Genomic DNA, 22,662 nt, shown 5'->3' on the forward strand with positions numbered 1-22,662 from the left:
GTAGTATGTTGCTGATTTTTTCCCGTTTTTCCGAAAAATACCCTGTTCACGGGATAGGCTGAAAAGGGTTTTTAAACTAATTTAGTCGAATAGTAAATGGATATAATTATTCATTTTGAAATAAAAGTTGCAAGGTTTAGATTATCTTAAACATTTGACAAATCTCTGAATCACCGTAAAGAGAATAAATAATCGAAGAAAAAGGGAATATGAATTTAAACACACAGAATTTACAATCTATCATCAACTTTATTTGGACGGTTGCGGATGATGTACTGATCAATAAATTTCTTGAAAATCAGTATCAGGATGTAATCCTACCAATGACCGTTTTGAGGCGTTTGGACTTGGCATTAGAACCAACCAAAGAAAAGGTGCTAAAAACACACAATGAATTTAAGGGCAAGATTGATAACATCTCAGGTTTATTGACTAGTGAAGTCCATGGAAGTGGTTTGGCTTTCTACAACACTTCTCAATTTACAATGAAAAAACTCTTGGCTGACCCTAAAAATATTGACACAAATTTTACAGATTATCTCAATGGTTTTTCTGAAAATGTTCAGGATATAATTTCAAAATTCAAATTCCGCAATCAGTTAAAGACTTTTGAGGAAACAGGCATCACTTTTTCATTGATTGAAAAATTCTGCAACCCAAAGGTAGAACTCAGCCCCGAAAAGATTTCCCCGATGGCGATGGGCTACATGTTTGAGGACTTAATCCGCAGGTTTAACGAAAAAACAAACGCAGCAGCAGGGAGACATTTTACACCAAGAGAAATCATTGAGTTGATGACCCATTTGGTGTATTTGCCTGTGAAGGAAAAAATACAAAAAGGTACATTTTTGGTCTATGACCCTTGTGGGGGTTCGGGTGCTATGCTGACTCAGTCTAAACATTTCGCAACGGACCCAGAAGGCGAAATCAAATCAACAGCAACCTTTCACCTTTACGGACAGGAAAATACTGGCGAAATGTATGCCACCTGCAAGTCGGATATGCTACTGAAAGGGGAAGATCCTGATAAAATCAAGTTTGGTTCTACTTTGAGTGAGTATGGCTTTGACCCTGATTTGAAGTTCAATTTTATGCTCACTAATCCACCTCATGGCACTTCTTGGAAGCAGGACATTGAAAACCTGAATGTGGGCGCAGGCAAAAAAGTGGAGATAAAAGATAAACGGTTTAATCTAAAAATCAAAAACTTCAAAGGCGAATTGGAAGAAACTTGTTTGACTTCCCGAAGCAATGATGGACAGTTGATGTTTTTGCTCCATATGCTTTCTAAAATGAAAGACCCGAAGGATGGTGGAAGCCGCATTGCCTCTGTCCAAAATGGTTCGGCTTTGTTTACAGGGGATGCAGGCAGTAGTGAAAGCGGTATTCGTCAATACATACTGGAAAATGATTTGTTGGAATGTATTATTCAGTTGCCCAATGATATGTTCTACAATACAGGAATCACCACCTACATCTGGCTATTGACTAATGTAAAGGAAGCCCGCCGAAAAGGAAAAGTACAATTGATTAATGCTTCATCAGAGGGCTTTTATAAAAATATGAGAAAGCCCCTCGGGGATAAACGAGTAGAGCTTGGAACTCAAGATATTTTAAAAATCCAAGAACTATACTTTGCCTTTGAAGAGAACGAGTACAGTATGATTTTTGAAAATGAAGACTTTGGCTTTTATCAAATCGCTGTACACCAACCTGAAAGAGATGAAAACGGAAAAATAATTGAGGATTTAAAAGGCAATCCAAAATCTGATAGTGATTTGAAAGATTATGAGAAAGTACCAATGAAAGAAAGCATTGCAGAGTATTTCAAAAGAGAAGTTCTGCCCTTTGCTCCTGATGCTTGGTATGACAAGGAGAAGATGAAAATGGGTTATGAAATTTCATTTACTAAGTACTTCTACAAACACGAACCATTGAGAGACCTTTCCGATATTGAAAATGATATAATGCAATTGGAAAAAGAAACAGATGGATTATTAAATGAAATTGTTTCGTAATGGCAAAGACAAAATATCAATCATATATATCATCTAAAACACTTTGGCAAAGAGAAATACCGAGCCATTGGCAGGAAACTGAATTACGTATGTTGTTTGCAGACAATAAGAACAAAAATATTGGTCTTGTTGAAAGAAATTTACTTTCGCTTAGTTACGGAAAACTGAAACGGAAAGACATAGATAATGCCACTGGATTAGTTCCTGCATCATTTGAGGGTTATCAAATAATTGATGAAGGTTTTATTGTTTTACGATTTACAGATTTGCAAAATGACAAGAAATCATTGCGTGTTGGATATGTTGAAGAAAGGGGAATTATCACGAGTGCTTACATTGGACTTGCACCAAAAGCAGATATTCATTCCAAATACTATTATTATCAACTTCACTTTTTAGACAAGATAAAATACTTCTATAATTTAGGTGGTGGAGTTAGGCAATCATTGGCATTTAAAGAGTTTGGAAGAGAAACAGTTTTAATTCCCCCCAAAGAAGAACAAACCGCCATTGTCCGATTTTTAGATTACAAACTGGCAAAAATCAACCGCTTTATCCAAAAGAAAAAGCAATTGCTTTCTTTGTATGCTGAAAAAAGAAAGTCATTAACACGAGAATTGATAAACTCTAAAAATGTAAAATACTTAAGATTGTCTTCGGTCGCAAAACTTATACAAAGACCAATTGAAGCATTTGAAAATGAGTTTTATACTCCAGTTGGTTTATATAATAGAGGTCGTGGACTGTTTCATAAGGAAGCAACTCTTGGAAAAGAATTAGGAGATTCAAGTTTCTATTTTATAAATAAAGGTGACGTTATTTTAAGTGGACAGTTTGCTTGGGAAGGAGCCGTTGCATTAGTTGATTTGGAAGATGATGGATGCGTTGCCTCTCACAGATATCCTGTGTTAGATTGTAATTTAAATATTATTATCCCCGAATATCTGTTTTCATTTTTTACAATTTCTGAAGGCCATTTACTACTAGATTACCATTCAAGGGGCGCTGCAGGTAGAAATAGACCTCTAAATCCTCGGTATTTGATTAAGGAAAAAATTCCAGTACCCGACATTGCGTTACAAAAAGAATTGATAAAGCTAATAGAAAGAGAAAATGAGTTAAAAGCTATCATAAAAAAAGAAATCTCACTAGCCGAAGAATACAAAACGGCTTTGATAGCCGAAGCGGTTACAGGGAAAATTGATGTAAGAGGATATGAAGTGCCTGAGTTAATAGAAGAAGAAACCTATGAGGAGATAGAAGATGAAATCAGTATGGCGGCTGAGGATGGGGAGGAATATGAAATGCAAAGTGAAGATTTATGATGGAGGTAAGCACATACGGCTTCTATGATATTTATCAAAAGTACCCAAATATTGTAGTGCCAAACTATCAACGTGCCTATACATGGGATAAGGAGAAGGTTGACGAATTACTTACAGATTGGGATGAGTATCTTCAAAAAGAACCAAGACATTCCTACTATATGGGCACTTTACTATTTTTTTATGACAAGGAAAAAAAGGGCTATGAAATTATTGATGGACAACAACGATTAACAACCTTAGCTTTAATATACCAAATCATTAAAAAAGAGTTTTTAAGCGGTCAGGATTTGGTTTATAATCAAATGATTTCCGCTTACAACATTGCCAACAATTTCAATTTTTTAACTAGTAAAAAAGAACAACTTCAACAATTCAACAAAGCTGACATTTTTAGCAAACTAGATTTTACCATAATTGTAAGCGACAACCAAGACCACGCTTTTTCATTTTTTGATTCTCAAAACAACCGAGGAGTAAGTTTGGGGGTTGACGACTACTTAAAAGCCTATCATTTAAGAGCACTTCCTGAACCATTGCAAGCCAAACGAGCAAAAGATTGGGAAGCCATCACATTCAAAGCAAAAAAACAGGACGACCATTTACTCGATTTAAAGCATTTGTTTAATGAGGTTCTTTTTAAAGTGAGAAAATGGAGAGGTCAGACCACATTTCCATATCCCAATAAAAACAATGTATTAGGTGAGTTCCAAAAGAACACACACAAGTCGAATAATGAGGAAAACTTCCGACTGTTTCCCAACAGAAACAATATGCGATTTCAGGAAATAGAAGTCAACAATGATGGGCTAAATTTTATCTCCAGAGAAAAGCCAATATCCATCATTGAATATCCTTTCGCCATCAGACAGCCGATTTATAAAGGGCAGAACTTTTTTGATTTCACTGAAAAATACCATTCCATTTTTGATTTGTTCTTTAATGAAAGTGGCAAGAAAACAAAAGCTATACAAGATTCAATTAATTTCTACAATGCCATTTACACAAGAGATATGTCGGCGTATCTCCGATACTATATGCAAATGTGCTTAGTAGCTTATTATGATAATTTTGGAGAAGAAAAACTGTTTGATGCGATTCAGTATTTTGATTACTACATAGGAAGTGTGCGGTTGGAAAAATACTATGTAAGGCATGAAGCAATCAAGAACAGTTTAAAAATTGCGGAACTGAACCTGATTGACTTAATTATTAATGCCTATTTGCCCAATGAGATTTTTAGCTTCATAAAAGGGGCAAAATCAATTGATGATGTATACTGGAATAAAAAATTTTTGAACGATAAAGGAAATTTAAAAAACTCGGTGATTGAACGATATATTAAAAGGGTGTGTGATTTTTATGGTGTGGATATTAAGAATGATAAGTATCTGAATGAGTTTAAAAGCAGAAAGCAATGGATAAGGTAAAATCACAGCTAATCAATATTGCTTCTGTAGTTGAAGAAGGTTGGGAATTTAACATCCCGATTTACCAGCGTCTATACGTTTGGACAGAAGAACAAGTCAAAACTCTTTTTGAAGATTTACATACTGCCTTCACAGCTAAAAAAGACCTTTATTACATTGGAGGAATTATTTTAGTACAGAACGCTTTAAAACCAAATTTGTATGATTTGGTAGATGGTCAGCAACGTTTTACCACGCTTTGGTTATTGTCAAATGAATTGAGAAGAGCCCTACTCCCTTTTACGTATAATGGCAAAAAATTGAGGTTGCAATTCTCAATCAGAGAAAATGTATCTGAATTTTTCACAAGCATAGACCAAATATCAAATAAGGTAAACGAAGCAAGCAATGATTTTTCAGATCTAATGCAGGTTGGAAAAGCAAGAAATCTGATTATACAACTTATAGACAAGCATCTTGTGGATGAGGCGGAAAAACAAGCATTTTCTAACTTCATTTTTGAAAAGCTTAAAATGGTAAAAACAACCGTTCCTCCTTCCAACGACTTAAACAAACTGTTTGAAGCACTAAACAATCGAGGTGCACAATTAGAGCATCACGAAATCTTGAAAGCTCGTTTACTAGGCTTCATAAAAAATGTAAACAAAAGACAAGTATTTGCTAAGCTTTGGCAAGCTTGCAGTGTAATGGACAATTACATTGAAAGAGTGATTGCCTTAGAAATTGGGTCGGCTCAAAATATTGCAGCTATATATCATAATGGTTTTTCTATAAAAAACGTCTTAGAGCTTTTTGATTATCGTGAGTCAAATAAGGAATTGTCACTAAGTGATGTAATTCAAAAACCAGAAAAATATTCTACTTTATCCGATACTTTCAAAAAAAAACTTAATCATCACCCTGAAGCAACTGAAGATGAATTTGAGCCCGTTCGAAGTGTTTTAAGCTTTCCACAGTTATTGCTTCATACATTAAGGATATTCTTATTTGACCAGAAAAAAGAAGACATTCAAAGAATCAATGAGAAAGAACTATTAGAAATTTTTGATAAGCATTTCCTAAAGTCTGATTTTATTGATGAAAAATCTGTAATTACTTTTATTGAAACACTTTTTGAAGTCAGAAACTCTTTTGACCGTTATGTAATAAAATGGGTAACAATAGGAGACCAAAAAGAGGAGCACATTCTAAAAGACATCTACAAACAAAATCAAAAAAGAAGAGGTCAAACCTATTATTTGCGAAGGCTTAAAAAGGAAGAATTACACGGAATCGGTTTGCTTCAAAGTATTTTATACCATTCCCAGCAGAACACCACGCAATATTGGTTAACTCCTTTTCTATATTGGATGATTGACGAGAAGCCGAGTTTTAATGATGCTTTTCTTTATTTAAGACATTTGGATAACACCTTATTAAGTTCAAACACAGAGAAAATCCCCTTGCCTGAAAGAACAATTCAGTCAATTTCTGAATACTTAAAGTATAAACCAGCACCGGAAGCTATTTTTGGAAGCATTGATAATCTTAATAAAGAGGGCACAGCATTTCCGCATTATTGGTTTTACAAAATTGAATTTGTTTTATGGTATTACAGAAATAAACTCGGTAAAGCGGAGGCTTGGAAAGACTATAAGATGACTGCAAGAAATTCAATTGAACATATTGGGCCACAAAATCCAAGGTCTTCACAAGATAAAGTGTGTGATGAAATGCTTGATACTATGGGCAATTTGGTTTTAGTAACTAGAAGTATCAATTCCGAATACAGCGATAAAGCTTTCGGGGTTAAAAAGAGTATGTTCCTAGATAAAAAAAGCAAAGGAAGTATTGATAGCCTAAAATCCGATTTGATTTATGAGCATCAAAATTGGAATGACAAATTAGCACAGAAACACTTTGAAAAGATTATGCAGCTTTTGAATACATACTTTGAGGAGCACAAATTAAATTAATAATGACAAAACAAACAGACACCACAGAAAAAGGATTAGAAACCCACATTGCCCAATATTTGGTCAGTGAGAATGGCTATTTACTTCGTGAAAATACCGCTTACGATAATGTGGCTTGTTTGGATAGTGCCTTATTGTTTGAATTTTTAGAAGCTACGCAACCTAAATCGGTTACCATACTTAAAACCTACCACAAAGACCTTTACAAGCAAAAAATAATCAAACGCATCAATGACCAAATACAAGCAAAAGGCGTGATTGAAGTATTGCGAAAAGGAATAACAGACGGCTTTACCGATACCAAACTGCATTTGTTTTACGATAAACCTGTTTCTAATTACAACGCTTCTGCCAATGCCTTGTATCAAGCCAACCGCTTTTCGGTAATGCGTCAGGTATATTTTACGCCACTAAATAAAAAGTCATTGGACTTGGTAGTGTTTATCAATGGTATTCCGATTATTTCCTTTGAGTTGAAAAACGAACTGACCAAGCAAAATGTAGAACACGCCATCAAACAATACAAAACAGACCGAGACCCAAATGAAGAACTGTTTCGCTTAGGCAGGTTAATTGTAAACTTTGCTGTGGACACGGAAGAGGTTTGGATGTGTACACAGCTCAAAAAAGAGAAATCACACTTTTTGCCTTTTAATAAAGGCTACAACAACGGAGCAGGAAATCCACCAAATGGTGGCATAAAAACCGACTATTTGTGGGCAGCCATTTTGACCAAAAGTAGTCTGACAGATATTATTCAAAATTTTTGTCAGCTCATTACAGAAGAAAAAGAGTTCTTGGATGAAAAAGGCAAAATCAGAACCCGAAAAGAAAAGAAATTGATTTTTCCACGCTACCACCAATTAGTTGCCGTTCGCAATTTATTGGCAGATGCACAAGAAAAAGGTTCAGGTCAAAAGTATTTGATTCAACATTCCGCTGGTTCGGGCAAATCCAATTCCATTTCTTGGTTGGCTCATCAGTTGGTTGGATTACACGACAAATCAGGACAAGACAATATTTTTGATACCGTAATTGTTGTAACAGACCGCAGGGTGTTAGATGCTCAAATCAGAGAGAACATCAAACAGTATCAGCAAGTAAAAGGGGTGGTTGAAGCCATTACCGAAGGCAGTAAACAACTGAAACAAGCACTGGAAGAAGGTAAAAAAATCATCATTACCACCATTCAGAAGTTCCCACACATTGTTGAAGATATTGGCGAATTGCCTGGAAACAATTTTGCCATCATCATAGATGAAGCTCACAGCAGTTTGAGTGGACAAATGGCAAGAAAACTGAACGAAACACTTTCCAAACTCAACCTAGACCAAGCCACACAAGCCGACTTAGAAGAAGATTTGGAAGATATTTCAAATATGGTAGAGGTTGAAGATGCGGAAGAAACAGTAACAGGTGAAGATTTAATTAGGGTATTGGTGAAATCAAGAAAGCTATTACCCAATGCGAGTTATTTTGCTTTTACCGCTACACCAAAGAATAAAACCTTAGAACTTTTTGGAGTCTCATTTCAAGAGGGGGACAAAACTAAATTCAGAGCCTTTCACTTGTATTCAATGAAACAAGCCATTGAGGAAGGTTTTATTATGGATGTTTTGCAGAATTATACCACTTACCAGAGTTATTATGCTTTACTGAAAAAGATTGAGGATGACCCTGAATATGATAAACTGAAAGCACAGAAGAAACTCAAACACTATGTAGAGAGCCACGAACACGCCATTAAGAAGAAAGCAATTTTAATCATTGAGCATTTTATGGAAAACGTAATCCGTAAAAAGCGAATGGGAGGATTTGCAAAAGCAATGTTGGTAACAAGTTCGAGAGCCAATGCAGTAAAGTACAAAAAGGCATTTGATGATTATTTGTTAAAAATCAACAGCCCATTTTTATCAGTGGTTGCGTTTTCAGGAGAAATTGATGGACAAACAGAAGCCAGTTTAAACGGATTTTCGAGTGCTAATATTCCGAGCGAATTTGAAAAAAATGAATATCGATTTTTATTAGTAGCCAATAAATATCAAACAGGTTTTGACCAACCGCTTCTGCATACAATGTATGTAGATAAAAAGCTAGGCGGAGTAAATGCTGTGCAAACGCTTTCAAGACTTAACAGAAGTCATCCATTAAAGAAAGACACCTTTGTTTTGGACTTTGCAAACACTGCGGAAGACATTGAAAAAGCCTTTAAACCCTATTTTGAAAGTACTATTTTAGGAGAAGCAACCGATCCAAACAAGTTGTTTGATTTGAAAGATGCTTTGGACAATTTTCAAGTTTATACCAGAGAGCAAGTTTTTGAATTTTCAGAAAAGATTTTGGCCAATGTTCCTGTTGACCAATTGCATGCAATGTTGGACACATCTTCCGAAATTTTTAGAAACGACCTTTCAGAAGAACAACAAGCAGACTTTAGAGCCAAAGTAAAAACATACGTTCGTCTTTACATTTTTCTATCTCAAATTGTCCCGTTTGAAAATCCTTATTTAGAGCGTTTGTATATTTTCTTGAATCACTTGCAAAACAAATTAGGCGGAGATACACCAATTGATTTGGCCCAAGGGATTTTAGATAATATCGATATGGACAGCTATCGTTTGCAGTTGGAATCGACCACAAGCATTGCTATGGAACAAGGGGAAGATCTAAAGCCTATTCCTACAGATATGAGAGGTGGTCATATAGATGGTGATAAAGATAGACTTTCAAACATATTGAAAACATTCAATGACCGTTATGGAACCCAATTTGAAGATGCTGATAAAGTGCGAAGAATGGCAGAAGACATTGTAAATGATGTTGCAAAAAATCAAGATATGGTCAGTTCTTTGAGATATTCAGACGATCAAAATGCAAGAATCACTAGTGATAAAATTGCCCAGGAAGAATTGCTGAAACACGTTACTACAAATTTTGATTTTTACAAACTGATTACAGACAATAGAGATGCTAGAGAAGATTTCAACTCTATGGTGTTTGGTATGGTAAAGGAATTGATAAATAGAGGGATTAATACACAGAAATAAATTAAATGAGAAAAGAAGCAAAGCATTTGTATCATAAAGCCATTGACTCACTGACATTGAGCATAGAGCTTTTTAACCGCCCGAATGATTGCGGACGGATACATGGTGTTTTGATTTTTATGGATCACTCATTTGAAATGTTACTCAAAGCAAGCATCATTCATAAAGGCGGAAAAATAAAAGAAAAAGGTGCAAAAGAAACTATTGGTTTTGGTGCTTGTGTGCGGAAAGGATTTAGCGACAATACAATCAAGTTTTTATCTGACACGGATGTTCTCACTTTGCAGACCATTAACGGATTGAGAGACGCAGCACAACATTACACACTTGAAATGTCGGAGCAGTATCTGTATTTCCAAGCCCAAGCAGGTTTGACCCTTTTCAGAGACATAGCCAAAAAGGTTTTCAATATTGACTTAAAGACCCAGTTACCGGTAAGGGTATTGCCTCTTTCGACGACCCCACCGATGGACATTCAGGCTTTTTTCAGTTCAGAAGTTCAGGAAATTAAAAAACTACTTGCACCAAAAAGTAGAAAGAAGCTTGAAGCAACAGAAAAATTAAGGGCATTAGCTATTATGGAAAATGCTATTCAGGGAAACGAATCTCAACCGTCAGACAAAGAACTAAAATCCTTAGCTAAACAATTACCAAAAGCTACAAATTGGGGACAGCTCTTCCCAAGTGTTTCAACTTTATCATTTACACAAAACGGATATGGTCCTTCTTTAGACCTGAGAATTACAAAATCAGAAGGTGTTCCTGTGACAGTTGTTCCCGAAGGAACACCAGGTGCCGGTGTGGTTGCTATTAAACGTGTGAATGAATTGGATTTTTACAATCTTGGAAGAGACCAATTAGCAAAGAAATTGGGTTTGACTGGCCCAAAGACGACAGCAGCAGTAAAACATTTCGGAGTTAAAGAAGACCCGGAATGTTTTAAAAGAATTCAAATTGGTAAAACATTTTTCGATAGGTACTCACAAAAGACAAGAGAAAAAATAAAGGATGGACTAAAAACAAAATCGATTGAAGAAATATGGAAGGAAAGATAATAGCCAACGCACAGGTGTAAGCACATTTGCAATTCGCACAAGCTAACGCATAGACCAAAAATTGCAATAGAGCTTCCACCTTTCCGATCTAAAGAATGAATTTTATAATATTTTTTACAACGCTTTAAAAAAATAAAACACCCAACGGCACAGACCAAAACGACAAAGAAAATGAAACAGAACTTTAACAAAAAGCAATGGTTTACAGACACGGTGGACAAGAATGCCAGCACACAACAGCGTGTATGTGGCTATAGCGATTAAATTGGTAAATCGAAGGTCTGTGCTTCTAAAAATCTTTGTGATAAACGGACATGTAATCGCCTTGAAATCCGTTACAGCTCTTATACTTGACCGTTAGTCAGAATTTTAACTATCACACCTGCCCAAGCTCCGGTTCAGAATGACGGGACCTCAACTTGACAACCTACCTACCGTAGGCAGGCGTGCAGCAGACAACAACTAAAACAAATACAACCATTACAACAATTAAAACTCTTTAAAAAGAGACCCTTCGTTCCTCAGGGTGACGAAACCTGACAACAATAACAACTAGACAAAGCGAAGCAAACAACAACTACAACCACTAGAACAATTACAACCTGTTGATCAGTTAACCAGTTAATCAATTAACCAAATAACCGCCTTAATTCTTCTCAAAAACCAAAAAGTGCTGTATTTTCATAAACTGACCGTTTTGGATCAGGGAAAAGCCATTGGCTGACAACTCTTTGGTAACCTGCTCGACAGTCATTTTGTGAAGTCTTTTAATGGCGACTTTGGGGTCTTCACCGCGGTATTCAATCAATAAAAGTTTTCCACCAGGTTTGAGGGATTTTTTGATATTCTGCAGGACTTCATGCGGATACTCCAACTCATGGTAGACATCAACCATGATCGCAAGGTCGATGGAATTATCCGGAAGCATTGGAGATTTCTCTGTTCCTTTGATGGTAATCACATTGTCAAAACCGAGTTCTTTGCTGCGATCCTCCAAGTATTTGATCGCAGGATCCTGGATTTCGACGGCATACACTTTGCCTTCTGGTACTTTCTTGGCAATCCGGAATGTGTAATATCCCGATCCTGCTCCGATATCTGCTACCACGCTCTTTTTATCTATGGGAAGGTTTTTGATCGCCAATTCGGTGTTTTCTTCCTGCGGACGGGTAGATCGTTCCAACCAACTCATTCCCATAAAGTTCATGACCTGGGATATTTCCCTTCCCAAATAAACCTTACCTGTACCGTCACGGTCAGGGGTTTTGTAAGTGTAGATTTCATCAGTCTTGGTTTGGCTTTGGCCGAAAAGGAAAGACATTGAAAACATAAAAAGGAAGGAAAGGAATAGCTTTTTCATAGTAAACTTGAACAGGAAAATTTTGGAAGCCAAAACAATATACCAAAAAAACACCCTTCTGAAACAATTGTTTTGACCGCTATTGGACGAATACTGTTCGCATTTAATGTGGATGGAAATCAAAAACAGCCTCCAAAGCCAAATTTACCCACTTTTGGTGTTTGGCATGTTTTTAGGACATTACCTTGAAGCCAACTATTAAAACACTTATTGTTTTTTGGTGAAAGCTAAACCAACTATTCATTCTTGGCCTTTTAAAAAGCCATCATCCGAACCAAGGTTTCCTGCCTCATAAACCACGACGTTCTTTCCATAGAGGTATTTTAGTTTATTGATACAAAGCAAGGTCTGGATTCTGTCCAGGCCTTGCTTTTTTTTTTGACCGTATGCGAACATTAATGTCCGTGATTTGATGGGTTTTTACCTTCAATCTGTGATTTTTCAATGTTTTGGCTGTTTTTGCATTGGCATGGAAGTGGGAAGGATGTTAGGAGGTTAAGAGGGATGGAAGTAGGGAAGTATGGAGTACGATTTACGAAGCAAATCAATGATTGAATGTTATGGCAACCATTCAGCGTTTTTTCTAGATGATAAGACAAAGTCTTGCTTCTCAGCTCTCGGTTCTTGTTTCTCGCTTCTTGCTTCTCGGTTCTCGGTTCTCGCTTCTTTTATCTTACGTCTCAAATCTCACATCTCACATCTAAATAATATGTGGAAAAACTACTTTAAAGTCTCCTTTAGAAACCTGTCCAAGCGGAAGCTTTACACCGGTATCAATATCCTTGGTCTGACCATTGCCATCGTCAGTTTTTTGGCGATCTCGCTATACATCTACCATGAACTGAGCTATGACAGGATGTACACCGATGCGGACAGGATTTACCAATTCAATCAGGAGTTTGTTTCGGGTGGTGAAAGACAACTTGTCTCTTCCACACCTTCGATCCTTGTTCCCACCTTGATGGCCGAAGTTCCGGAAGTAGAAATCGGTACTTTGGTTTTTGACCTCAGTATTTTCTCCTCCGTCGTCGTAGATGCAGGGAAGGGAAATCAGGAGGAATCGCGTTTTGCATTTGCTGATGAGAACTTCTTCAAAGTATTTGATTTTGAGGTTTTGGAAGGAAATCCCGACCTGGTCCTTTCCGAACCCAATCAGATTGTTTTGACAGAAAGCACTGCCAAAAGGTATTTTGGAAAAGTGAATGCCGCTACCGGAAAACCACTCAAAATAGATGGAGGAGAATACATTGTCTCAGGAGTGATGCAGGATTTTCCTTCCAATAGCCACCTGGACTTTGATTTCATAGCATCTTTCAAAACCCACCGGCACGGGACCAAACCCGAATGGTCACCTTCCAATTATTATTCTTATGCCAAACTGATTCCGAATGCAGATATGGCTACTTTTTCGTCCAAGCTGGATCAGATGGTCGAAAAATACATGGGAGAGGACATGAACAATTACGGGTTTAGGACTTCCTTTCAGGTTCAGCCTGTCACCTCCATCCACTTGGGAGAAAATCAACTCCAAAGTATCAAACCCACTTCCGACATCAAGTACCTCTACATTTTTGGAATTGTGGCAGTGCTTTTGATATTTATCGGAATCATCAATTATGTCAACCTTGCCACTGCCGAAGCCACAGAGCGGAACAAGGAAGTGGGTTTGCGTAAAGTTATGGGAGCAGGCAGGATGCAGCTTTTTGGACAGTTTATCTCCGAATCATTTATCCTGACTTTTTCCGCCCTTGTATTCAGTCTATTGTCCCTTTATTTTATGGTGGATGCATTCGGAGATATATCCGGAGTACCCTTGCAGTTGGGATTGCTGCTGACACCTTCTGGCCTTGCCGTGATTTTGGGCTTGTTGCTGTTGATCGCTTTTCTTTCGGGAGTATATCCTGCCTTGATTCTGTCAGGCATGGAACCTTTGAAAGCTTTGGGCAAAAACGTCAAAATAGGAGGGGGAGCTTGGCTTCGCAAAGGTCTGGTCGTATTTCAGTTTTTTGTTTCTATAGGTTTGTTGGTAGCGACTCTGATCGTACAACGTCAGCTGGAATATATGCAATCCGTCAACCTCGGCTATGACAGGGAAGAAGTAGTCGCCCTAAGCTATCATTACAACATGAGAAAATCCGTAGGAAGTCTTAAGAATGAGCTCCTGCGGACGGGTGCTGCCCAATCAGTCACTTTGGCTGCAGACATGCCGATTTATATCAAAGCCGGCTACAAGATTTTCCCGGGATTGGATACGGACAAAGAAATGATGATCACCGGCTATTCGGTAGATCCGGATCTGGTCAAGACTTTGGGGTTGAAAATAGTCGCCGGAGAGGATTTTGCTGCTGAAGAAATCACGAGAACGGTTGCCTATAAGCAAGAAATCGAACATGCAGTCATGCTCAATGAAGCTGCTGTGAAAGAATTGGGTTGGACGAATGAAGAAGCCGTAGGCAAAAAGCTGAACTTCGGTTCGCCGACTTATGTCAAAGCTGTTGTGGGAGATTTTTACTTCAATTCACTGCATCATCAGGTTGGACCTTTGGCCATCATGGTGGATCCCGAACAAGCCAATGTCATTCTGGCAAAACTGCCGAAAGGAAATCCGGCAGAGCACTTAGCCAAAATGGAAGGAATTTGGAAAAGCCTCGCCCCTGACAGGCCTTTCAATTACAAATTTGTCGACCAGGAATATGCCCGCATGTACCAAACAGAAGAGAAAATAGGGTCTGTATTCAGCCTTTTTGCAGGGATCGCGATCTTCATCGCCTGCATGGGTTTGTTTGGGTTGGTTTCTTATGTGGCCTTGAGAAGAACCCGGGAAATCAGCATCCGCAAAGTCCTCGGAGCCACACAGGTCGATGTCCTGAAAGTGCTTTCCGCTGATTTCTTTGTGTTATTGGGAATATCGGCTGTGTTGGCGACAGCATTCGGAATCTGGTTTTCGAAGCAATGGCTCGAAGGATTTGCCTACAAAACTACTGTCTCCCCGATGGTGTATGTGGTTGCGATCCTGATAGTGGCTGGGATTTCTCTTTTAACAATCGGGTACCGCACTGTCAAAGTCAACCGACAAAATCCGGCAACGACGCTTAAGGACGAGTAGGGAATTTTGAATGATAAATTCGGAATGAAGAATGGTTTGATTCTGCTGAATGGTACAAAATACACAAGGCAGAAGACACATCGTCCTGTCATTTCGAACGTAGAGAAAAATCTAAAAAATCAATCTCGCAAAGAGCCTAAGGCGGTAAAAAGGTTTAGAATAAAAATTAAGAATTCTGAATTTTATTATGAAGTATGCATAGGCTGAAGGGGAAATCAATTCTCCTCCTCTTCATCCCTCTCCTCATAATTTCCTTCAAATTCATCTGCTATCCAATCATCTTGACTCAACCAATATTCTGATGTCAGGACTTTGAAGTCTTTTCCGTTTATAGTCTGCATGTCCCATAGAATGGATTCCGCTTCAGGAAAAGGAACATTTCCTGTCATTTTATCTCCAAAGAGTCTTTTGATCAGGTTGCTGTCCGAAAGGCCCTTGTCCAATAACTTGAGCATGCCTTCTTTGGTCATTTCTACCTTCGCGGTATTGTCAAACGGGGTTAGGGTACATTCATACTGACTGGCTTTGGTGTTGGGGAATCTGCCGTTGAAGGCCTTGTACAGGAGTTGGTTGACTTGGAAAAGTGTGGCATGCAGGCTGATTTCGGGATATTCTTCAGCGATCTTGTCTAAGAGCATGTCGTTGGATATCTGTTCGATTTGACCTTTGGACAAGTCCCCGCTTAATTTGTAGGTTAGGACTATGGCTGCAGCTTCATTGGGTTCATAATCCGTAATGGCCATCATCAACAATTCCCTGAGAGACCCTTCTTCTGCACTTTCGGCATCAGGGAAACCAAAAAGATCTAAAAGTTGGATATAATCTGCTGAGGACCAATAATCCTTGACCTGATCCAATGTTTTGAAGGATGTAATTTTAATCTGAAATTTCATGATTTTTGACTTTGGTATAAGTTAGGTGGTATTGTTGGAGATGTAAGGGAATATCTCATAAATCGTTTTTTTAACCGCAGTGGCCACAAAGGTTTCGCAAAGGGCGCAAAGGGTAATAACTTTTGTTTTCTTTGTTTCTTTTGTGGTTAACATTCTCCCGCAGATACCACAGACTGACACAGAACTTCCAAGGTCGTCAGATATCCTGCCTGTCCGGAATCTGGACACATTATTTTTACCGCAATGGAAACTATGGTTTCGCAAATGGCGCAAAGGCTGATATCCTTTGTTTTCATTGTTTCTTTAGTGTTTTAATATTCCCTCCCTTATATCCTTGGTTGAGGGAGAAGACACCTTATCGTCCGTCAGCGAACAAAAATGTTCGATCCTTCAAACCGAATTTCTTCAAAAAACGCCCTTATTCGAACAATATTGGGCTTTTTTTATGGCATAGGATTGGGATAAGGGGAATTGTTCAAAGTTTGGAGCAAATTCCATTCTATACAACCAATTCAGTCTAGTGTCTCACATCTTATGTCCAAATAATGATTAAGCTTAACCAAATTGACAAATTCATCGAATCGCGGTTTCAGCGGGTATTTATATTGAAAGGAATTGACCTCACCATCGAGCAAGGAGAATTTCTCACCCTGATGGGACCATCCGGAGTCGGAAAATCGACTTTGCTCAATATTATAGGATTGTTGGATGAGGATTATGAAGGCAAATACTCCTTTGATGGAAGGTCGATCAATGACATGAAGTCAAAGGAAAGGTCTTCACTGCATAAATCTGAGTTTGGGTATATTTTTCAGGCTTACCACCTGATCGACGAACTCACGGTGTATGAAAACATCGAAACCCCTTTACTTTACCGGAATGTTTCTGGAAGTGAAAGGAAAAGCATCATTGCCAACCTTTTGGACAGGTTCAATATGGTGGCCAAAAAAGACCTTTTCCCGGAACAGCTTTCAGGCGGACAGCAGCAGTTGGTCGGAATAGCAAGGGCGATAGCAGGAAGACCAAGGGTATTGTTGGCAGATGAACCGACAGGAAACCTCCATTCTGCACAGGCAAAGGAAATCATGGAAGTATTTAAAGAACTCAACAAAGAAGGAACTACGATTATCCAAGCTACCCACGCCCGTGAAAATGCTGATTATGGGACAAGGTTGATTGAGATGTTGGATGGAAAAATTGACAAAGACATTGCCATATAATTATGAATAAGATACTTATCACCGCTTTGATTTTGATGGCTTTCATTTCAAAATTGAACGCCCAGGATACCTTGAGACTTAATTTCCGTGAGGCTGTGGAAATTGGTCTACAGCAAAACCTCAATTACAGACAGCTCGAAAACCAGCAGGAGGTTTTGAAAAGGGAAAAGCAGGCGGCACAATTGGCCCATTTGCCAAACCTGAACATCAATAACAGTGGATTTAGGCAAAGTGGCCAACAATACCAACAGGTGGAAGACCAATTGATTGTGACCAATATTTCCAACAACATCATCACTTCTAATTTGAATACCGCCATGCCTGTCTACAATGGCGGGCGGAGGATTAACAACACACAGGCTACAAGGTTTTTTGAGGAAGCCGGGGAAAACAGCCTGCAAAGAGCGGCACAGGAAGTCATGTTCAATATCGGCAGGCAATACCTGCAGGTCCTATTGGATGAAGAGTTGTACCGAATCGCTTTGGAAAACCTTGAAAACCAAAAGAAACAGTTGGAGCAGATTGAAGGATTTGTGGAGGCAGGATTGAGAACACTTTCTGATCAATATAACCAGCAATCCGAGGTGGCAAGGCTGGAAACGGTGGCATTGAACGCCAAGATCCAATGGGAAACAGATGCCTGGACTTTGGCAGAAACGTTGCAGTTGGAACCAAATGTCATTCCTGAACTCGATGAGGTCAGTCTGAGTCCCGGAAAAAGTGAATATTTGTCTATGTCGGTGGATGAATTGTATAAAATAGCTTTGGAAAACCGCAAGGACTTCAAGCAGCAGCAATTGTTGGAATCAGGCAACAAAAAACTACTTGCCGTTTCCAGGTCATTCATGTATCCCCAAATCAATGCTTTCTTCAATTACAGTACTTTTTTTACTTCTCTTGATGAAAGAACCATTTCTGAACAGCTTTGGCAGGTGTACCCACAGCAGACCATCGGTGTATCACTGAACATTCCTATCTTCAATAATTTCAACAACAAGCTCACCGTAACCCGAGGAAAGGTGCAGTACCACAACCAACAGTTGGAGAAAACAGCCTTGGAAAGAAGGATATCCCAAGAGATCAAACTGGCTTATGAAAATTACAAAGCGAGTATCAAGAGGGAGGAAGCAACAAAATTGCAACTTGCTGCTGCTGTGGAAGCACAGACTGCGATTTCCGAGAGGTTTAGGCTTGGTGTCAGCAACTTTGTAGACCTTGCTACTGCTAATCAACAGCTGGTGACTGGTCAATCAGACTATGCCCAAGCTTTGTACACGCTATACTTTCAGGAAGTGATCTTGAACTACCAATTGGGAGTTTTGGCAGTGGATTAGCATCTTTTTTGAAATTGGGACAAAATGGACATATATACCGTCTAACAATTAGAACTCAACTTCAAAAATGTATGCAACGGAATTTCTTAATTCTCATTTTGGGATTATTTCTCACCTTCAGTTGTGATGAAAAATTCAATTGTGAAGACTTTACATTGGGAACCCCTTTCGTTGTAAAGGCAGGAGAAATAAATCAGGATTGTCCCGGTCAGCTTTCCATAACTTTGGTGCGGGTGGAAAATGATTCAAGGTGTCCTTCCAACGCCAATTGTGTATGGGCGGGGAATGCAGAAGTGGTGTTTATTTTTAGGAATGGTGATGAGGAAACGGAGTTCTCTTTGGACACAAATGCATCTATGCAGGGAAGTGAAAATGAAAAAGAGATATTGGGATATTCCATAAAACTCAACGGATTGACTCCCTATCCTGAGATTTCCAAGCAAATCAAAGAAAAAAATTACCGCGCTGACATCACCATTACCTAAGTTATTTGAGCGTAAATCCTGTGGTGGTTTTCAAAACAACCGATGAAAAGTAGATTGTAGATTTGAAATGCAATTGATTTGCTTTGGTTTTGATTCTTTTGCCTATATTCTTGTATGATTGGGTTCTTACTTTTTTTTTTATTTAAAAAAATCTCCCGTTATCAATGCAACTTTTTTTATTAGGATTTCATCTAATTTAAAAATGCTCTTATAGCAAAGCAGATAGCAGGTCAAAATCAAAAGGCTTTACTTATTGATGCGATGGCATAAATGGAGTTTGAGAATTTTGTTCCTGCCGATTCAATGGAGTCAGGGAAATTCCTTCAGTTTAGCCTTTTTAGATCTGTACAATCCGAAATCTGTTTTGCAAAGACATTTACCCAAACTAAGCCAAGCTAAACCTCTATAAATATGAAAAAGAATCTTTTTTTGATGTATTTTCTTTTCGGTTACATCGGACTTCTTTTTGGTCAGACATTACAACCTGCCCAGATGAAATCGGACGTCGAAATATTTAAAAAAGCTTTGGAAGCCAAACATCCGGAGATGTACCGCTACACCTCAGCAGAAGAATTTGAGTCCTTGTTTGATCAGGTCAAACCCCACTTGAGCCGGGATATGTCGGTCAGGGAATTTTACCTGAAAATGACTCCAATTATCGCTGCGCTCCATTGTGGGCATACCAAATGGATTGTGGCAGGTCAGGATATGTATTATCCTTTCTTTGATGCTGACCTTTTTCCCTTACAATTACATTTTGAAAATGACAAAGCCTACGTAATTAGCCATTTTGATGGAAATGAGGTTCCGGTTACAGCAGAAGTCCTCAGCATCAATGGGGAAAAAATGGGGGAAATCATCAAAAGTCTTCTGCCTAAGTTGAGCTTCGGTGATGGATTTTCCCAAGCCGGAAAGTATTACCAACTCAATCACGCATTTCCCGGGATATTTTCAACCCATTTTGGAACAAAACCAACTTATGATGTTGAGGTATTGCGGGATGGCAAAACCAAGAATTTGACTTTTGAAGGAGTCTCACACCATCAGATTAAAGCCTACCAATCATCTAAAAATAAAGAACATGAAGATCCTTTTAGGTTGGAAATCTTGGAGGCAAATACAGCTTGGTTGGATATTGATAGGTTTTATGCTTATCCAAATGAACCTGATTTCAAAAAGTTTTTGAAAGCCACTTTTGAACAGATCAAGGAAAACAACGTCAGCGATCTGGTGATTGACCTCAGAGGGAATGAAGGGGGAAATGAAAGTTATGGAATAGAACTGTACAAATACCTCGCAGAATCACCCTTCAGCTATTATGATCGCATTTCGGTGAAGAATAAAGAGAAATTGGATTTTGAGACAAATACCTCCTTTTTGTTCAAAATTGCTTCTCTTTTTAATAAAAACGGTGAGTACGGTCGTGAATTCACTCTCCAAAAGGGATTGAAAACACAAAAACCTAATAAAAATGCCTTCCAGGGAAATGTGTATCTTTTATTGGACGGGCAGAGTTTTTCTGTGACTACCGAATTTGCATCGCGGTTTAAATCCGAAAAAAGAGGTATAATTATTGGCACAGAAACAGCAGGGGGCTATGCGATGAATACAAGCGGATTTTTCAGCATTGTGACCTTACCTCATTCCAAGATCGATTTGGGTATTCCTTTGCTTGGCTTCCATATGGCCGGTTTGGCAGAAAACAATCCGAAGGATAGGGGAATCCTCCCTGATTATACCATCGAAACCCATGCGGAAAATGTCCAAAACGGGGTAGATGCTGTTCGGGATTTTTCTCTGGAATTGATCAGAAAGTCAAATGCCACAAGCGAAACTGTCAAACCTTAGGCTTCAGAACCAAATTAATCCTTGGACAGGTTTATCTTTGAAATTCAAAATCGAGGTATTTGTTGAACATCAATTGATTCAACAAATACCTCAATTTTTTTTAACCTGATTAATTGGGTTAAGTCAGAAACCAATCATGGATTTATTGAAAAAATACTCCTCACCTCCTGCAACTTTTTCCTAAGAAATTGAATCTAGTCTTTAGAAAACATCCAGCTAATTTTTCAATACTGATGAAAAAGATTTTAATACTCGGAGCAACTGGCCGCACTGGCAAAGAATTACTTCAGCAAGCTTTAGACCGGGGATACCAAGCCAATGTCTTGGTGAGGGATTGTAAGAAAATCACCCTTGAACATGAAAGACTCCGGGTTTTTGAAGGAGATACCAGGATACCAAAGGACCTGGACTTTGCCATTGAAAATTGTCAGGCAGTAATCAGTTGTCTGAATATTTCAAGGAACTCGGATTTTCCATGGGCTTCATTAAGGACACCGGAAGATTTCCTTTCGATGACGATGAAAAGCCTTATCAACGTCTGTCAGGACCACAAACTCAGCAGGTTGATTTTTACTTCAGCATGGGGAGTAGGTGACAGCAGGCCATTTATTCCTTCTTGGTTTGCCTGGCTGATAGACAACAGCAAGTTGTCTGTGCCTTACCTTGAACACGAACGTCAGGAAGCCTTGGTCAGAAATTCAGGTTTGGACTGGACCATAGTCAGACCGGTCGGGCTGACCAACAGTCAGAAACCCAAGGCCGTCAAAGTGATTTTTGGCAATGAACAAAAACCCTCATTGACCATTTCCCGAAAAGATACTGCCGGTTTTATGATTGATATTTTGGACCATTCGGATTACTTCCAAAAAGTCCCTACCATATATTCCTAAGTGATGAAAAAGATTAATTTCCTATTTCTTGGATTTGCATTGGCCCTTTTGGCTACCAGGCTTTATGGCTTGGAAATGGAGGACGGTGAGCGCTTCATCCGGGTAATCGGATGGATGGATTTCCTTTGGCTTGGCATCGGTTGGGTATTGGCAAACTTCCAAAAGGAAGCGGGATTGCCTGATATTTTTGGAAAAGCCGGAGATGTGAAAAAATGGTTTATCCCTTTTTTGGTAGGGATCTGTTTTGCATTGTTGGACGTCTTGGTGATCGAATTCATTTTAAGAAACGAACCACATCAAACACTGCCTCCCTATACCCAACCTTTTCCTTATTCTGTTTTTCTGTACTTCGCCGGAGGTTTGTATATGGAATTGTTCTATAAACTCATTCCCCTGACCGTTTTCCTTTTGATTTTTGAGAAATATCTCCGAGGAAATCTGAAAAAGTACATGACTTTCCTGATCATTTTTTTGCTTTCGATCTGGGAACCGATTTCACAATTGCCGACTGATCCTTTATGGTTTGTGGTGTATGCCTTTGCTTCAGGATTTGCATTCAATTTCCTCCAAATTTATTTTTTCAGGAAAATGGGATGGTTATATTCTTTACTATGTCGAATGGGATTGTACCTGATTTGGCATGTAATGCTCGGGATTTGGATTGAGTTTTTTGTGATTCAATAGATTGGTAATTGA

General features: G+C 38.5%; 17 protein-coding genes. 13 read left to right on the forward strand and 4 right to left on the reverse strand.

All coding sequences use genetic code 11. From position 1 onward, the window contains the following. Positions 1-209: 209 nt before the first annotated feature. The 6 genes from NK987_RS13150 to NK987_RS13175 are packed head-to-tail and all read left to right on the forward strand — an operon-like array spanning position 210 to position 10,830. Positions 210-2,018, forward strand: coding sequence for a type I restriction-modification system subunit M (locus tag NK987_RS13150; protein ID WP_259264222.1), 1,809 nt, complete (start codon positions 210-212; stop codon positions 2,016-2,018). Beyond that, positions 2,018-3,343, forward strand: coding sequence for a restriction endonuclease subunit S (locus tag NK987_RS13155; RefSeq protein WP_259264223.1), 1,326 nt, complete (start codon positions 2,018-2,020; stop codon positions 3,341-3,343). The genes NK987_RS13150 and NK987_RS13155 overlap by 1 nt, the downstream gene beginning before the upstream one ends. Continuing rightward, the gene (locus NK987_RS13160; protein ID WP_259264224.1) at positions 3,340-4,773 is read left to right on the forward strand and encodes a DUF262 domain-containing protein; all 1,434 of its coding nucleotides are present in this window, start codon (positions 3,340-3,342) and stop codon (positions 4,771-4,773) included. Before NK987_RS13155 ends, NK987_RS13160 begins: the two co-directional genes overlap by 4 nt. Then, positions 4,761-6,728, forward strand: coding sequence for a DUF262 domain-containing protein (locus NK987_RS13165; protein ID WP_259264225.1), 1,968 nt, complete (start codon positions 4,761-4,763; stop codon positions 6,726-6,728). Before NK987_RS13160 ends, NK987_RS13165 begins: the two co-directional genes overlap by 13 nt. A gap of 2 nt (positions 6,729-6,730) precedes the next feature. Next, on the forward strand, positions 6,731-9,775 hold the full coding sequence (locus tag NK987_RS13170) for a type I restriction endonuclease subunit R (protein WP_259264226.1): 3,045 nt from the start codon (positions 6,731-6,733) through the stop codon (positions 9,773-9,775). A 5-nt stretch (positions 9,776-9,780) separates the two neighbouring features. After that, positions 9,781-10,830 (forward strand): DUF3644 domain-containing protein, encoded by a 1,050-nt coding sequence (locus tag NK987_RS13175; RefSeq protein ID WP_259264227.1) that lies wholly within the window; start codon positions 9,781-9,783, stop codon positions 10,828-10,830. A gap of 646 nt (positions 10,831-11,476) precedes the next feature. Here the strand turns inward: NK987_RS13175 and NK987_RS13180 are convergent. Together NK987_RS13180 and NK987_RS13185 are read right to left on the reverse strand one after the other, a co-directional pair. Then, positions 11,477-12,190, reverse strand: a complete 714-nt coding sequence (locus tag NK987_RS13180) for a class I SAM-dependent methyltransferase (protein ID WP_259264228.1) — start codon at positions 12,188-12,190, stop codon at positions 11,477-11,479. 240 nt (positions 12,191-12,430) lie between these two features. Beyond that, entirely contained in the window at positions 12,431-12,586 is a 156-nt protein-coding gene (locus NK987_RS13185; RefSeq protein WP_259264229.1) for a hypothetical protein, read from the reverse strand. Between the two features lie 313 nt (positions 12,587-12,899). Here NK987_RS13185 and NK987_RS13190 point away from each other — a divergent pair, with 313 nt between their 5' ends. Continuing rightward, positions 12,900-15,296: an ABC transporter permease gene (locus NK987_RS13190; protein WP_259264230.1), complete on the forward strand. Its 2,397-nt coding sequence runs from the start codon at positions 12,900-12,902 to the stop codon at positions 15,294-15,296. Between the two features lie 215 nt (positions 15,297-15,511). Here NK987_RS13190 and NK987_RS13195 read toward each other — a convergent pair whose 3' ends face one another. Then, positions 15,512-16,189 (reverse strand): hypothetical protein, encoded by a 678-nt coding sequence (locus NK987_RS13195; RefSeq protein WP_259264231.1) that lies wholly within the window; start codon positions 16,187-16,189, stop codon positions 15,512-15,514. Positions 16,190-16,335: 146 nt separating this feature from the next. Then, positions 16,336-16,485 carry a hypothetical protein gene (locus tag NK987_RS13200; protein WP_259264232.1) on the reverse strand — a complete coding sequence of 50 codons (150 nt, stop codon included), beginning with the start codon at positions 16,483-16,485 and terminating at the stop codon, positions 16,336-16,338. 249 nt (positions 16,486-16,734) lie between these two features. Between NK987_RS13200 and NK987_RS13205 the strand changes: the two genes are divergently transcribed. The 6 genes from NK987_RS13205 to NK987_RS13230 all read left to right on the forward strand — a co-directional run bounded on the left by NK987_RS13205 (position 16,735) and on the right by NK987_RS13230 (position 22,650). Further along, on the forward strand, positions 16,735-17,409 hold the full coding sequence (locus NK987_RS13205; RefSeq protein WP_259264233.1) for an ABC transporter ATP-binding protein: 675 nt from the start codon (positions 16,735-16,737) through the stop codon (positions 17,407-17,409). Between the two features lie 2 nt (positions 17,410-17,411). Further along, positions 17,412-18,743 carry a TolC family protein gene (locus tag NK987_RS13210; RefSeq protein WP_259264234.1) on the forward strand — a complete coding sequence of 444 codons (1,332 nt, stop codon included), beginning with the start codon at positions 17,412-17,414 and terminating at the stop codon, positions 18,741-18,743. A gap of 71 nt (positions 18,744-18,814) precedes the next feature. Continuing rightward, complete coding sequence (locus tag NK987_RS13215; protein ID WP_259264235.1) at positions 18,815-19,228, forward strand: hypothetical protein; 414 nt, start codon at positions 18,815-18,817, stop codon at positions 19,226-19,228. A 411-nt stretch (positions 19,229-19,639) separates the two neighbouring features. Continuing rightward, positions 19,640-21,076, forward strand: a complete 1,437-nt coding sequence (locus tag NK987_RS13220; RefSeq protein WP_259264236.1) for a S41 family peptidase — start codon at positions 19,640-19,642, stop codon at positions 21,074-21,076. Positions 21,077-21,309: 233 nt separating this feature from the next. Then, entirely contained in the window at positions 21,310-21,966 is a 657-nt protein-coding gene (locus NK987_RS13225; RefSeq protein ID WP_259264237.1) for an NAD(P)-dependent oxidoreductase, read from the forward strand. Positions 21,967-21,969: 3 nt separating this feature from the next. Beyond that, entirely contained in the window at positions 21,970-22,650 is a 681-nt protein-coding gene (locus tag NK987_RS13230; RefSeq protein ID WP_259264238.1) for a hypothetical protein, read from the forward strand. Positions 22,651-22,662 lie beyond the last annotated feature (12 nt).

This window comes from Aquiflexum gelatinilyticum, assembly GCF_024813435.1.
GTDB lineage: Bacteria > Bacteroidota > Bacteroidia > Cytophagales > Cyclobacteriaceae > Cognataquiflexum > Cognataquiflexum gelatinilyticum.